This window comes from Streptomyces marokkonensis (genome assembly GCF_008312835.1).
Classification (GTDB): domain Bacteria; phylum Actinomycetota; class Actinomycetes; order Streptomycetales; family Streptomycetaceae; genus Streptomyces; species Streptomyces marokkonensis_A.
In genome coordinates this window covers 63131-76615 of sequence record NZ_VSKS01000027.1, presented here as the reverse complement: position 1 = coordinate 76615, position 13485 = coordinate 63131, and the positions used below count along the sequence as shown (strand labels likewise).

Genomic DNA, 13485 nt, shown 5'->3' with positions numbered 1-13485 from the left:
GCAACCGCCCCGACGGATGGTGAGAGCCGAACCATGACCCGCGCGCAGAACGAGTCGGGGAGGAACGGGAAGAGCCCTGCGGGTGCCGTGCAGTCCGTGGACCGTGCGGTGAGCGTCCTGGAGATCCTCGCCCGGCAGGGCGAGGCGGGCGTCACGGAGATCGCCGGCGAACTCGGGGTGCACAAGTCCACGGCGTTCCGGCTGCTCGGTGTACTGGAGAACCGCGGCCTGGTGGGGCAGGCCCGGGGCCACGGCAAGTACCACCTGGGGGCCGGCGTACTGCGTCTCGCCGGGGCGGCCGCCCTGCGGCTCGACATCTCCCAGGAGGGTGTCCCGGTGTGCCGGGACCTCGCGGACGAGCTGGGCGAGACGGTGAACACGGCCGTGCCGGACGAGGACGCGGCCGTCAACATCATGCAGGCGCGGGGCACCGCGTCGGTCACGGCGCAGAACTGGCTCGGCAGGCGCACCCCGCTGCACGCCACCTCGAGCGGCAAGGTGTTCCTGGCCCACATGCCACCCGCCCCGCGCGAAGGCCACCTCACCCGCCCGCTGCACCGGTTCACCGAGCGCACGATCACCGACCCGTCGGTACTGCGCGGCGAGCTGGAGCAGGTGATCGAGCAGGGATACGCCACGACGCTCGAGGAGCTGGAACCGGGACTCGCGGCCGTCGCGGCGCCGGTCCGCTGCCACGACGGCACGGTGATCGCGGCGATCAGTGTCTCGGGTCCGGTGTACCGGCTGACCGCGGACCGGCTGCCCCGGCTGGGCAGCCGGACGGCCGGAGCGGCGGCCGAGCTGTCCCGGCGGATGGGCTACGGCTTCTGAGTCACCTCCGGCGCGGCGCCTGGTCAGCCGCTCGCCGGGGCCGGCCGCTTGAACATGCGGGTCGCGGTGATCTCGCTGTGCGCCTCCTCGGCCGGGTCCTGCTGGGGAAGCCCCGGCCGAAGGTGCTCCTCCACGCTGATGTACTTCAGCCCCGCCCGCAGGTCGGCGTCGTTGCGCAGCCGGATGACCAGCGGGAACTCGGCGAGCGCCGTCGTGTCGAACAGGCCGGTGGTGTACAGCAGCTGCACGCCGAGCGCGTCGGCGACGGCCCGCTGGAGTTCCAGCAGGTAGGTGGCGTTGGCGCGGCCGATGGGGTTGTCCAGGAACAGCGTTCCGGCGTGCCTGTGCTTGTCCCTGCCCCGGTCGTTGGAACGCAGGGCGGCCATCGTGCAGTACAGGGCGATGGCGGCGGTGAGCAGCTGGCCGCCGGAGAACACGTCGCCCATCTGGCCGACGGGCACCCGCTCGGCACGCAGTACCGCGTCGGGCTTGAGGATCTCGACGGCGACCCCCTTCGGCTGGAGGGCGGCGGCGACCCCGCGCAACAACAGGGACATGCCGTCGCGCCGCAGATCGGAGTTCTTCCTGACGGCCGCACGGGTCGCCTCGTCGATGACCTCGCCGAGGCGTTCGGTGAGGGTGGCCTGGTCGGGTTCCTCGAAGCGGATGCGCAGGAACTCCTGCCCGGACCACTCGCCGAGGCCCTCCGGCAGCCGGGACAGCCGCTGGGCCGAGCGGAGGGTGGCGAGGGCGGACTCGACCAGGCCCCGCAGCCGGTCCACGATCGAGTCGCGGTTGCGCTCCAGCTGCTCCAGCTCGTCGGTGAGGACCCGGAGCCGCGGCGCGAAGGCCTCCGCCCACTTCTGGGCGTGCTCCGGCAGCGCGGAGGCGGGCAGTTCGCGGATCTGCTGGCGGGCCGGGGTGCGGACCTGCTCGTAGCGGGTGGAGTTGGCGTGCCGGACGAGGACGTCGCTCGCCTCGCGCACGGCGGACTCGGCGGTGGACAGGTCGGCGGCGCAGCCGCGCAGCGAGCGGCGGGCCTCGGCGGCGGACCGCCGGGCCTCGTCCAGGCTGCCCGGGTAGGGCTCGGGCTGCTCCTGCTCCTCCTCCGTCGTGTGCTCGCGCAGCAGGTCGCGGAGCATGGCGGCGGTCTCGTCGAAGCCGCCGGCCGCGTCCTCGGCGGCCCGGTGCGCGTCGAGCAGTTGGGCGTGGGCCTCCCGCGCCGCGTTCAACGCCTCGTTGCGGGACGCGAGTTCGGTGGTGGCGGTGCGCAGCAGCACCTGTGCGTGCCCGGCGTCGGCCGGGATGAGCTCCTCGGGGAGCTCGGTGTGCGCCTCTCCGTCCTCGGGTGCGAGCCGTTCGGCCTCGCCGCGCAGCCGTCCGAGCTGCTCGCTCGCGCCGGACATCCGGGTCTCCAGGAGCTGCACCAGTTCCTCGGCGCGGGCGGCGGCGGCCTGCCGGCTGGGGCCGTCGGAGCCGTCGGGCGACGTCAGCAGCTGCTCCGCGCGAGTGCGGACCTTGTTGCTGAGCCGGTCCAGGTCCGCGCGGGCCGCGCTCTCGTCGCTCTCCGCGCGGGCCTGTTCGGCGCGCAGATCGGCGCCGACGCCGACCTTCTCGTACACCTGGGACGCGGCCCGGTAGGCCTCGCGCAGGGCGGGCAGGGACACCTGCGGCGCTTCGGCGCCGTCCTCGGGCACGTCGTCGGGCGCGCCGGCGATCTCGGAGCGCTCGGCGCGCAGGGCACGGGCGGTGCGCCGGGCGTCGTCGGCGGCACGCTGGGCGCCGCGCCGGTCCTCGTCGGCGGCGCGTGCCCGTTCCAGACAGGTCTGGGCGCGTGCCTCCGCCTCGGCCGCGTCGTCGGCCAGTTCGCGCAGTTTGACCTGCCAGCCGGCCCGTTCGCGCAGCCGGAAGGCGAGCCCGGCGAGGGCGTCCGCCGCGCGCCGGGCCCGCTGTGCGGCCTCCTGCCGCTCGTCCCGGACCCGGACGGCCTCGGCGGCGGCCTCCTCGGCCTCCGCCCGTTCGGTGCGGGCCTCGGCCAGTTCGGCCTCGGCCTCCTCGGCGAAGGCCCGCGCTTCGCGCGCCGTCCCGGCCAGTTCCGTGAGCCGCCCGGCCGGGCAGCCGGAGCGCCAGGAGGCCAGCCGGGCGGCCAGTTCACGGTCCTTGCCGAGCCGGGCGGCGAGGGCGCGGATCTCCTCGTCCCGCTCGGTCGCCCGGGCACGCAGTGTCTGCCGTTCCTCGTCGGCGGCGTGCTCGTCGTGCATGGCCGGGTTCGGCGGTACGAGGAAGACGTCACCGCTGTCCGTGTCCGGCGCCGGAGTGGGGGCGAGCAGGGCGGCGGCGGTCCCGACGGCGACGGCGGACCGGGGCAGCAGCGCCGCCTCGCTCAGCGCCTCGCGGGCGCGGACGTGGGAGTCCGGGTCGGTGATGACGACGCCGTCGACCAGCTCGGGGCGGGCGGCGAGCACGCGCGCGTGGTCGGCCGGGTCCACGGCCTGGGCGAGGTAGCGCCAGCCCGGGAGGGCGGGGATGCCGTGCTCGCCGAGGAACTCGACCGTCGCCAGCACGTCCGGGCCGGGCGGCAGCAGCCCGCCGTCACCGAGGGCACCGAGGATCCGGGCGTCGTCCGCGGCGGCGGTGCGCAGGTCGAACAGCTGTCGTTCGGCGGAGGAGACGGCGTCGTCGAGCAGTTCGCGCAACTCGTCGGCGAAGCGGTCGAGTTCCTCGGCGGTCAGGGCGCTTTCGCCCGGGGACGGCCGGGCGCCGGGATCAGCCGCGGCGCGGCCGGCGTCCGTGCGCTGAGCGGGCACACCGGTCCGCCGCCCGGCGGGAGTTCCGGGGAGGCTCAGCAGTTCCGCCAGCCGCTGCTCGGCGGCCAGGGCCTCGGCCGTGCGGCGCTCGCCCTCGTGGGCGCGCTCGGCCGCCGTGGCCGCGTCCGCGGCGCGGGCCGCGGTGAGTTCCCCACGGCTCTCGGCGGCGGCCGCCTCGCGCGCGTGCTCGGTGGCCCGGCGGGACGCCTCGCGGGCAGAGTCCCAGGCGGCGACCGCCGTCTTCTCGGCGTCGCTCGCCGCGAGGGCGGCCCGGGCGGGGTCGGCGTCGGGGGCGCTGTCGTCGAGCCAGCCGGCGCGTACCGCCTCGGCGGTCTCCTGCTCGACCTCGGTGAGCCGCTGCCGCAGGTGTCCGATCTCGCTGCGGGCCCGCTGCGCCTCGGTGGCCGCGGCGGTGGAGTCGCGGTGGGCGCCGTCGCTGACCTCCTGGAGGGCGGCCGACCGTGCCTCCTCCTCGTTGGCGAGGTCCTCGGCGTTCCGCGCGGCCGCGTGCAGGGCGCGCACCAGGTCGACGGCGGCCTTGGCGCGGGCGGCCAGCGCGGGGGCCGCGTCCCGCTCGGCCTCCTGGATCGCGGCGGAGACACGGGCCACGCGGTCGGCGGCGGCGCGGTGGCGCAGCACGGCCTCGGCGGCCTGCCAGGCCGAGTACAGCGTGCGCGCGTCGGCGAGTTCGCGCTTCTGGGTCGCTGCGGACTTCTCGGCCGCGGTGAGCGCCAGGGAGGCGTGCCGGTAGGCGAGTTCGGCGGAGATCAGCGCGCTGTGCCCGCGCGCCGACCCGGCCCGGGTGACGGCGTACGCGGCGGCGGTGACGCGCCCGGCCAGGTCGGCCGCGCGGACGCGTTCCTGGGCGCCGCGCGCGGAGAGCCGGCGGGCGAGGGTGCGGGTGCGGCGCTCGGCCGCGGTGTGGATCTCCCGCGCGCTGGTGCGGGCCCCGGCGGCCTCGACGATCCGGCCCAGCAGGTCGACCGAGCCGGCGGTGAAGTCCCGTTCGGCGATCAGTTCGGCGCGCCGGCCCAGCTTGTTGCCGAAGCCGCTGACGAGGTCGGCGAGTCCGTCGGTGTCGCGGGTGTCGGTGACGGCGCGCAGCAGCAGGTCGGTGAAGTCGGAGTCCTTCTTGACCGCGAAGAGACCGGCGGCCTCTCCCTCGTCGGCGTTCATCTCCCGCTGGTAGCGGAAGAGTTCGGGGTCGAGTCCGAGGTCGCCGAGGTGTTCGGTCCAGCGCTCGTGGATCTCCTCCCAGTGCACCTCCAGGTGCGGGTAGTTCTTGCCGGCCTCGGTGAGGGCGTCCCGGAAGCCCTTCATGGTGCGGCGCCGTCCCCGCGCGCCCGACTGGCCCTCGGCGGGCGGCCGTACGGCCGTGGACTCGGCGACGGGGAGGCTGTCCAGGCTGAGACCGGGGCCGGGGCGCAGGGAGTACCAGGCCTCGGCGAACTTCCTGGGATCGTTGGAGACCTGGCGGCCCCGCCATTCGCTGACCTTGCCGACGACGACGCACTCGCCGGTCTGCACGTGCTGCCACTCCAGCGCGACGTGGCCGCAGTCGTCGGCGAGCAGGAACTTGCGCAGCACACCGGAGCTGGCGCCGCCGAGGGTGTTGCGGTGGCCCGGGAGCATCACGGAGAAGATCAGCTTCAGCAGGACGGACTTGCCGCCGCCGTTCTCGAGGAACAGCACCCCGGCGGGGGCGGGACGGCGCGGCGGGCCGACGGGCTCCTCCTCGAAGAACTCCGCCTGCGCCGGCGCGGGGTCCGGCACGACCCCGCCGACACCGCGCAGGTCGAGCACGGTGTCGGCGTAGCGCGCACCGGCCGGCCCGATGGAGTAGAGGCGGACCCGGGACAGCTCGTACATGGCGGACTCTCGTGAGGCTTCGTGAGGTGGGGGGTCAGGCGGAGTGGAACGGCAGGCCGGCGTCGGCGACCAGCTCCAGGTCGTCGCCGTCCTGGGGCGGCAGCAGGGTGGGCGTGCCGTCGGTGACCGGGACGACGCCCAGTTCCAGCAGTTCGGCGAGGGCGGCACTGCCCGCCATGTCGCGCACTTGGAGCTGGTAGCGGGCCGTGGTGCGGTAGGTGCCGCCGCTGTCGTCGCCGGTGCGCTGGAGGAAACCGGAGTCGGTGAGGAAGGCGACCGCCTTGGCGACGATGCCGGTGGTGGAGCCCGCGAGCCGGCGCGCGTCCTTGGTGGCTCCGGTCGCGCTGCGTCTGGCCCAGATCCGCCAGGCGGCCTCCAGGCCGGGGGCGTCGCTGGCCGGGTCGGTGTTCTCGCCCTGTTCGGCGGCCCGCTCCTCCAGGCGGTGGCAGGCCTGGCGGACGAAGGCGTCGACGCCGTTGACCGTGACGCGCCCGATGTAGCCGTCGTCGGCGAGGTCCTCGGGGCGTGGGAAGGCCATGGCGGCGACGGCGAGGTGGGCGAGCCCGTGCAGGAACCGGTCACCGCCGTCGGCGGAGGTACGGCGCGCGTAGTCGCCCATGCGGACGGCGAAGACGGAGTCCTCGGCGGCGGTGACGGCCATGCCGGCGCGCGGGGACACCTCCAGCACGATCAGCCCGAGGCCGGTGGCCACGGCGTCGGCGAGCCGCGCGAACGGCGGGTCCTCGCGGTAGCGGCGCAGCAGGTCGGCGTACTCCTGGTCGCGGGCGGGCTGGAGTCTGGGCTGGAGGCCGAAGGCGACGAGCCGCGCCGCGTCCGCGGCGTCGGCGGGCGTGACGGCGGCGCTCGCCGGTGCGGCCGCGGCCTCCGGCTCACTCCACTCGACGTGCTCGGTCACGGTCGGGACTCCTCGCTGTGGGAAACGTCGGTACGGACTGCTGCCCGGGCGGTCATGCCGCCTCCGTCCGGTCGGCGGCCATGCTTGCCGCGTCCAGCAGGGCCGTGCCCACGATGAGGTCGGCACCGCCGAACTCGGGGTCGTCGAGGTCGGTGCCGTCGTCCACGGCGAACAGCAGCCTGCGTTCCCCCTGGCGGTAGGCGGTGCCGAACGGCGGGCTGGCGGCGTGGATGGCCAGCAGGGCGACCAGGTAGGGCAGTTCGGGGTCCTGGCGGCGGGCGTCGGCGAGCAGTCCGGACAGCCGGCGCGGCGCGTCGGCCGGCAGGTCCAGCAGCTCGGTGGCGGCGGCGAGCTGCTCCTCGCTGAAGCGGCTGTCGTCGGGCGTGGCGATCAGGTCGGGCTCCGGCATCTCCGCGCCGAGGTGCTCACGCTCCACGGGCGGCGTCAGCAGTATCTCGACGAGGTCGGCCACCCGGACGGAGACCGGGGTGCGCAGTCCGGTGCCGTGGGCGAAGAAGGCGTCGGTGACCCGGGACGCCCGCTCCACGGGCAGGGGCAGCAGGGGTGCCAGGAGGTGGCCGTAGAGGTCGGTGCCGGAGGTGGACGTGGGGGTGGCGAAGGCCTGCCGGTCCTGTTCGGCGCGGAACAGCGGTCCGGCCTCCAGCAGCCGGGACTGCAGCTGTGTGTGGCGCCGGATGCAGTCCTTGACGATGTCTACCAGCTCGGCCGCGCGGCGCTTGTGCCCGGGGTCCTCGGACTCGTCGCGGGCCTTGCGGATGTTGGTGAGGATCGCGTTCTCGTGGCGGTACCGGTCCGCCACGTGGTCGAGGGCCTCGGCGATCATGTCGGGCACGGTGCTCAGCCAGTCCACCGCGCGGACGTTGCGACGGGTCGCCTCCAGGGCCCGGCGCAGGGTCTCGGAGTACTGCACGGTGCGGTAGCGGGCCTGCTCGGCGGCGAGCTGGGCGTCGGCGAGCCTGCCCCGGCTGATCAGCACCTCCAGCTTGACCTCGGCGGCGATCTGCGCGCTGGTGACGTCGGTGTCCAGGGCGCCGACCAGGACGTTGACCGCCTCGTCCGTGGTCCGCAGGTACACCGTGCCGCCGGGGCCGGGGACCTCCTCGACCAGTTTGAAGTCGTAGTCGCGGCGCACATAGGTGCCGTCCGCTCCGAACACGCCGTACACCGCGCGGAAGCCGCGGTCGACGCTGCCGACGTTGATCAGGTTCTCCAGGACCCAGCGGGCCACGCGCTCGTGTTCGGCGGCCGGGCGGCGCGGGGCCTGGGCGGCGATGCGCGGGATGAGCCGGGCGACGACCTGGTCGTGGTCGGCGCCCGTGTCGAAGTCCATGTTCAGCGTGACCAGGTCGATGGCGGCGAGGGCGATCTCCGCCATGCCGTACACCGAGTACTCACCGGCCAGGTTGGCCTTGCGCGCGTCGAGGTCGTGCAGCGGCGCGGTGCAGGCGAGCGCGCGCAGCCGCCGCGCCAGACCCTCGTCGGCGGCCGGGCCCGGCGCGGGCCTCGGCCCCGCGCTGAGCTGGGGCGGAACGCTGTCCGTCGATGCAGGCGAAGTCACGGTGCACAGACTAGGTCCTCGGTCAGACAACGACCCAAACGAGGCAGATGCGCCCCGGCGTCACGCTTGTCACACCGCCGTGATCCGTCCGGTCGCGGGCGGGGTCAGCCGCCCTGCGCCTCCTCCCCCACCCGGCGCCGGTACACCTCCACCACCCGCTCCAGCGACACGTCGAGGTACGCCGCGAGGAGGTGCTCGGCCTCCTCCCGCCGGCCTGCCTCAAGCGCTTCCAGAATGGCGGCATTTCGTGCGATGTAGGGTTCGTGCAGCCGCTTGGGCTCGTCCACCACGTGGAAGGCCAGCCGCAGTTCGGCGAAGACGCTGCGCATCAGCTCGTCCGTGCGCTCGCTGGCGGCGAGCGCCACGAGTTCGCGGTGGAAGTGGATGTTGGCCGTACCCACCGCTTTCCAGTCACCCTCGCGCGCCGCCCCGCGCCCCTGTTCCACGACCCCGGCGAGCGCGTCGAGCCGGTAGGGCGGGTCACCCAGGCCGCGCACGACGGCGCACTCGACGAGCCGCCGGGTGCGGTAGATGTCCTCGACGTCCTCGACGGTGAGCACCCGGACGAAGACACCCCGGTTCAGTTCGTGCACGAGCAGCCGCTCGTGCGTGAGCAGGCGGAACGCCTCGCGCAGCGTGTTGCGGGAGACGCCGAGGGCCCCGCCGATGCTGTCCTCCGACAGCCGGGTGCCGGGCGGGAAGTACCCCTCGGCGATCCGGCTTCGGAGGATGTCCGCGACCCGCTCCGCGGTGCTGGTACGGCCCAACAGGGCACGGTCGTCGGCCAGTCCGCTCAGCTGCTCCGTCATGCCCGGAATTCAATCGCACGCCGGAGAACGAGACAACACGGGTATTGAAGGATCGTTCAACGATCCTCTACCTTGCTGCCCACGGCACGGCTCACCTCTTCCCGCACCCTTCGTCCTCCCTCTGCGAGGTGCCCATGAGCGCGACCCCTCCACCGAAGGCCCTGACCGGCCAACCACGCCCCGCCTCGCCCGGAAGCACCACAGGCGACGGGGCGTTGGGCTGGCTGCGCGCCCTGGGGCCGAGCGGCCGACGCGCCTTCGGCGGCGCGTTCGGCGGCTATGCCCTGGATTCGTACGATTACTTCACGCTGCCGCTGACCATGGTCGCGCTGTCCGCGTACTTCGGTCTGAACAGCGGTGAGACCGGCCTGCTCACGACCGTCACCCTGGTGGTCTCGGCGGTCGGTGGCGCCCTCGCCGGGGTCCTGGCGGACCGCGTCGGCCGGGTGAAGGCCCTGCTGCTGACCGTGATCACGTACGCGGTGTTCACGGTGGCCTGCGGCTTCGCGCCCAACTACGAGACGCTGCTGGTGTTCCGGGCCCTCCAGGGCCTCGGCTTCGGCGGTGAGTGGGCGGTCGGCGCCATCCTGGTCGCGGAGTACGCGAGCGCCCGGCACCGCGGACGCACCCTCGGCGCGGTCCAGAGCTCCTGGGCCGTGGGCTGGGCGCTCGCCGTGATCGTGTCCACGGTGATCTTCTCGCTGGTCGACGACGACCTGGCCTGGCGGGTGATGTTCTGGACCGGCGCGCTGCCGGCGCTGCTCGTCGTGTGGGTGCGGCGCAGTGTGCGGGACGCGCCCCAGGCGGCCGCCGCGCGGGAGAGGAGCGCCCACAAGGGCTCGTTCGCGGCGATCTTCCGGCCGGACGGGCCGGGATCGACGGGACTGCTGCGCACCACGCTCTTCGCCGTACTGCTGTCCACCGGCGTCCAGGGCGGCTACTACACCCTCGCCACCTGGGTGCCGACGTACCTGAAGACGGAGCGCGACCTGTCGGTCGTCGGCACCGGCGGCTATCTGACGTTCCTGATCTCGGGTGCCTTCCTCGGCTATCTGACCGGCGGCTACCTCACCGACCGGCTGGGCCGCCGGCGCAACATCTGGCTGTTCGCCCTGCTGTCCGCCGTCTGCATCCTGGCGTACACGAACATCCCCAGCGGCGCCAACACCCTGGTCCTGGTGCTCGGTTTCCCGCTGGGGTTCTGCATGTCGGCCATCTTCAGCGGATTCGGCTCCTACCTGAGCGAGCTGTACCCGACGGCGGTACGCGGAACGGGACAGGGCTTCACGTACAACACCGGGCGCGCCGTGGGCGCCGTCTTCCCCACGACGGTCGGTTTCCTGGCCGACAGCTGGGGCGTGGGCGGGGCGCTGGTCTTCGGCGCGATCGGCTACGGCCTCGCCGCGCTGGCGCTGCTGGGGCTGCCGGAGACGCGCGGGAAGGAGCTGGAGTGAACCCCACCGACGACCGCACACCGACCGTCGTGGACGACCGTCCTGTGACCCTGGCCGACGACCGCGCGGGCGCGTGGAGCCCGCGCGCGGCGCGCGCACGCTTCCGGAAGGGTCTGGCGGGCCCCACGGCCGGTGTGGCCGCGGGACACACACAGGCCAATCTGATCTCGGTGCCCGCCGACTGGGCGTACGACATGCTGCTGTTCTGCCAGCGCAACCCCAAGCCCTGCCCGGTCCTGGACGTCACCGACGCCGGGTCCGTGACCACCGTCCTCGCCGACGGCGCCGACCTGCGCACCGACCTGCCGCGCTACCGGGTGTGGGAGCACGGTGAGTTGGTGGACGAACCGACGGACGTGCGGGCGCACTGGCGCGGTGATCTGGTGTCGTTCCTGATCGGCTGCAGCTTCACGTTCGAGTGGGCGCTGGCGGCGGCGGGTGTTCCGGTCCGGCACGTCGAGCAGGGTCGCAACGTTCCCATGTACGTGACGAGTTGGCAGTGCCGCCCGGCGGGGCGGCTGAGCGGCCCGATGGTGGTCTCGATGCGGCCGGTGCCTCCCGGACTGCTCTCCGCGGCGATCCGGGAGAGCAGTCTGCTCCCGGCGGTGCACGGCGGCCCCGTGCACTGCGGCGACCCCTACGGGCTGGGCATCGACGACCTCGGCCGCCCGGACTTCGGCGACCCGGTGGACTTCGCACCGGACGACATCCCGGTGTTCTGGGCGTGCGGGGTGACCCCGCAGGCCGCGGTCATGGCCTCCCGCCCGCCGTTCGCCATCACGCACGCACCGGGGCAGATGTTCCTCAGCGACGCCCGGGACGAACAGTTCCGCGTGGCGTGACGGACCCGCGCGGCACCGACAGGAGAAACGAAGGACCCATGACCTCGATCGATCTGAACGCCGACCTCGGCGAGGGCTTCGGCCGCTGGCGGCTCACCGACGACGAGCGGCTGCTGTCCGTGGTCACCAGCGCCAATGTGGCCTGCGGCTTCCACGCCGGGGACGCCGCGACCATGCGCCGGGTGTGCGAGCTCGCGGCCGAGCGCGGGGTGCGGATCGGCGCCCAGGTCTCCTACCGGGACCTGGCGGGGTTCGGGCGGCGCGCGATGGACGTGCCACCCGCCGAGCTGGCGGCCGAGGTGGCCTACCAGATCGGTGCCCTGGAGGTGTTCGCCCGCGCGGCGGGCGCCCGCGTGGCCTACGTGAAACCGCACGGGGCGCTCTACAACCGGGTGGTGCGCGACGAGGAACAGGCGCGCGCGGTCGTCGACGGCGTGGTCCTCGCGGACGCCGCGCTGCCCGTACTGGGCCTGCCCGGCTCGCGGCTGCTGGAGCTGGCCGGGAAGGCGGGCCTGCCGGTGGTGACGGAGGCGTTCGCCGACCGGGCGTACACGGACGAGGGCACGCTGGTGCCCCGTCGTGAGGAGGGCGCCGTCGTCACCGGCCCGGAGTCCGTCGTGGCGCGTTCGGTGGATCTGGCCCGCCACGGGGAGGTCGACGCGCTGTCGGGCCGGCGCATCGGGATGCGGGCGCGTTCCCTGTGCCTGCACGGCGACACGCCCGGCGCGGTGGACCTGGCACGGCGGGTGCGTGCCGCGCTGGAGGCGTCCGGGGTCCGGGTGGAGGCCTTCGCATGAGGGTGCTGCCCGTCGGTGAGGACGCCCTGCTCGTGGAGGTCTCCTCGGGCGACGAGGCCCAGGCGCTCCACGCGGAGCTGCTGCGGCGGCGCGCGGAGGGCTCGCTGCCCGCCGGGGAGATCGTCCCGGCGGCGCGCACGGTACTGCTCGACGGCCTGTCCGAGCCCGCCCGGCTGGCCGCCGAACTGACCGCCCTCGCAGTGCCCTCGGCGCCCCGGGGAGTCGCGGAGACGGTCGAGATCCCGGTGCGGTACGACGGCCCGGACCTGGCCGACGTCGCCGCGCACTGGGGCGTCGCCGAGCGGGAGGTGGCCCGTGTCCACGCGGGCGTCGAGTTCCGGGTCGCCTTCTGCGGATTCGCGCCCGGCTTCGGTTACCTCACCGGTCTGCCGGCGCGTTACGACGTACCCCGCCGGCCGACTCCGCGCACATCCGTCCCCGCCGGCTCGGTGGCACTGGCCGGGCCCTACACGGGCGTGTACCCGCGTTCCTCGCCGGGTGGCTGGCAGTTGATCGGTACGACCGACCTGGTGCTGTGGGACCACGCGCGCGTGCCGGCGGCGCTGCTGTCCCCCGGCACGCGCGTGCGGTTCGTCCCGGTGACCGCGACGGAGCCGGCGGCATGACGGACCGCGCGCTCGCGGTCGTCCGTGCCGGGGCACTGACCACCGTCCAGGACCGGGGCCGCCCCGGCCACGCCCACCTCGGGGTACCCCGCTCCGGGGCGCTGGACGGGCCCGCGGCGGCGCTCGCCAACCGTCTGGCGGGCAACGCACCGGACGCGGCCGTCCTGGAGACGACCCTCAACGGCTGTTCCGTGCGCCCCCGTTCGACGGTCACGGTGGCGGTCACCGGGGCTCCCTGCCCCGTCACCGTGGACGGCCGGGCGGTCGCCTGGGGCGCGCCGGTGCGCGTGCGTGCGGGATCGGTTCTGGACGTGGGGGCGGCGGTCCGCGGGGTGCGCTCCTACGTGGCCGTCTCGGGCGGGATCGCGGTCGAGCCGGTGCTCGGCAGCCGCTCCACGGACCTGCTCTCGGGTCTCGGCCCGGCCCCTCTCACGGACGGTGCCGTGCTCCCCCTGGGGACTCCCCGGGAAGGGCGCGCGCGCGTGGACGTCGCCCCGCAGCCGGCGCCCCCGGCCGAGCTCGTGCTGCGCGTGACCCCGGGCCCGCGCGAGGACTGGTTCACTCCCGGGGCCGTACGCCTCTTCACCTCGCGCACGTACCACGTGTCCCCCGCGAGCAACCGCATCGGACTGCGCACGACCGGTCCGGCCCTGGAACGGGCCAGGCGGGACGAGCTCCCCAGCGAGGGCATGGTGCTGGGCGCCGTCCAGGTACCGCCCGACGGCACGCCGGTGGTCTTCCTGGCCGACCATCCGACCACCGGGGGCTACCCGGTGATCGCGGTCGTGCGCGCCGCCGACCTCCCGGCCGCGGCGCAGGCCCCGCCCGGCACCCCGGTCCGCTTCGTCGCCGTACGCCGTCGCTGAAGGCCTGGGCGGCGCCTCGGCGTCGTTCCACCACCGGGAGTGCGGCGAGTGCCGCCGAGACGGCGGCGGAGGTGCGCAGGGTCCAGGCG

Annotated in this window: 10 protein-coding genes; 6 read left to right on the top strand and 4 right to left on the bottom strand. The window is 74.6% G+C overall.

What is annotated here, in order from left to right; genetic code table 11:
* The first annotated feature begins 33 nt into the window (after nt 1-33).
* On the top strand, nt 34-831 hold the full coding sequence (locus tag F1615_RS32280; RefSeq protein WP_208818460.1) for an IclR family transcriptional regulator: 798 nt from the start codon (nt 34-36) through the stop codon (nt 829-831).
* A 23-nt stretch (nt 832-854) separates the two neighbouring features.
* On the opposite strand, the gene F1615_RS32275 is transcribed toward F1615_RS32280, so the two are convergent.
* From F1615_RS32275 to F1615_RS32260, 4 genes are all read right to left on the bottom strand, one after another.
* Complete coding sequence (locus F1615_RS32275; RefSeq protein ID WP_149552582.1) at nt 855-5507, bottom strand: hypothetical protein; 4653 nt, start codon at nt 5505-5507, stop codon at nt 855-857.
* A gap of 34 nt (nt 5508-5541) precedes the next feature.
* A complete protein-coding gene (locus F1615_RS32270) occupies nt 5542-6423 on the bottom strand; it encodes a hypothetical protein (protein WP_149552581.1) in 882 nt (293 codons plus the stop codon).
* Nucleotides 6424-6475: 52 nt separating this feature from the next.
* Entirely contained in the window at nt 6476-8002 is a 1527-nt protein-coding gene (locus F1615_RS32265; RefSeq protein WP_149552580.1) for a hypothetical protein, read from the bottom strand.
* A 104-nt stretch (nt 8003-8106) separates the two neighbouring features.
* Entirely contained in the window at nt 8107-8811 is a 705-nt protein-coding gene (locus F1615_RS32260) for a GntR family transcriptional regulator (protein ID WP_149552579.1), read from the bottom strand.
* Between the two features lie 134 nt (nt 8812-8945).
* On the opposite strand from F1615_RS32260, the gene F1615_RS32255 reads away from it, so the two are divergent.
* The 5 genes from F1615_RS32255 to F1615_RS32235 are packed head-to-tail and all read left to right on the top strand — an operon-like array spanning nt 8946 to nt 13396.
* Entirely contained in the window at nt 8946-10265 is a 1320-nt protein-coding gene (locus F1615_RS32255) for an MFS transporter (RefSeq protein ID WP_149552578.1), read from the top strand.
* Entirely contained in the window at nt 10262-11107 is an 846-nt protein-coding gene (locus F1615_RS32250; RefSeq protein WP_208818459.1) for a putative hydro-lyase, read from the top strand. Before F1615_RS32255 ends, F1615_RS32250 begins: the two co-directional genes overlap by 4 nt.
* A 38-nt stretch (nt 11108-11145) precedes the next feature.
* Complete coding sequence (locus tag F1615_RS32245; RefSeq protein WP_149552577.1) at nt 11146-11904, top strand: LamB/YcsF family protein; 759 nt, start codon at nt 11146-11148, stop codon at nt 11902-11904.
* The gene (locus F1615_RS32240; protein WP_149552576.1) at nt 11901-12530 is read left to right on the top strand and encodes a 5-oxoprolinase subunit B family protein; all 630 of its coding nucleotides are present in this window, start codon (nt 11901-11903) and stop codon (nt 12528-12530) included. Before F1615_RS32245 ends, F1615_RS32240 begins: the two co-directional genes overlap by 4 nt.
* Nucleotides 12527-13396 carry a biotin-dependent carboxyltransferase family protein gene (locus tag F1615_RS32235; protein ID WP_149552575.1) on the top strand — a complete coding sequence of 290 codons (870 nt, stop codon included), beginning with the start codon at nt 12527-12529 and terminating at the stop codon, nt 13394-13396. The genes F1615_RS32240 and F1615_RS32235 overlap by 4 nt, the downstream gene beginning before the upstream one ends.
* Nucleotides 13397-13485 lie beyond the last annotated feature (89 nt).

Coding starts and splice junctions, on each gene's coding strand:
- F1615_RS32255 (WP_149552578.1), top strand. CDS start 8,946: ATGAGCGCGACCCCTCCACCGAAGGCCCTGACCGGCCAACCACGCCCC.
- F1615_RS32235 (WP_149552575.1), top strand. CDS start 12,527: ATGACGGACCGCGCGCTCGCGGTCGTCCGTGCCGGGGCACTGACCACC.
- F1615_RS32280 (WP_208818460.1), top strand. CDS start 34: ATGACCCGCGCGCAGAACGAGTCGGGGAGGAACGGGAAGAGCCCTGCG.
- F1615_RS32240 (WP_149552576.1), top strand. CDS start 11,901: ATGAGGGTGCTGCCCGTCGGTGAGGACGCCCTGCTCGTGGAGGTCTCC.
- F1615_RS32275 (WP_149552582.1), bottom strand. CDS start 5,507: ATGTACGAGCTGTCCCGGGTCCGCCTCTACTCCATCGGGCCGGCCGGT.
- F1615_RS32245 (WP_149552577.1), top strand. CDS start 11,146: ATGACCTCGATCGATCTGAACGCCGACCTCGGCGAGGGCTTCGGCCGC.
- F1615_RS32260 (WP_149552579.1), bottom strand. CDS start 8,811: ATGACGGAGCAGCTGAGCGGACTGGCCGACGACCGTGCCCTGTTGGGC.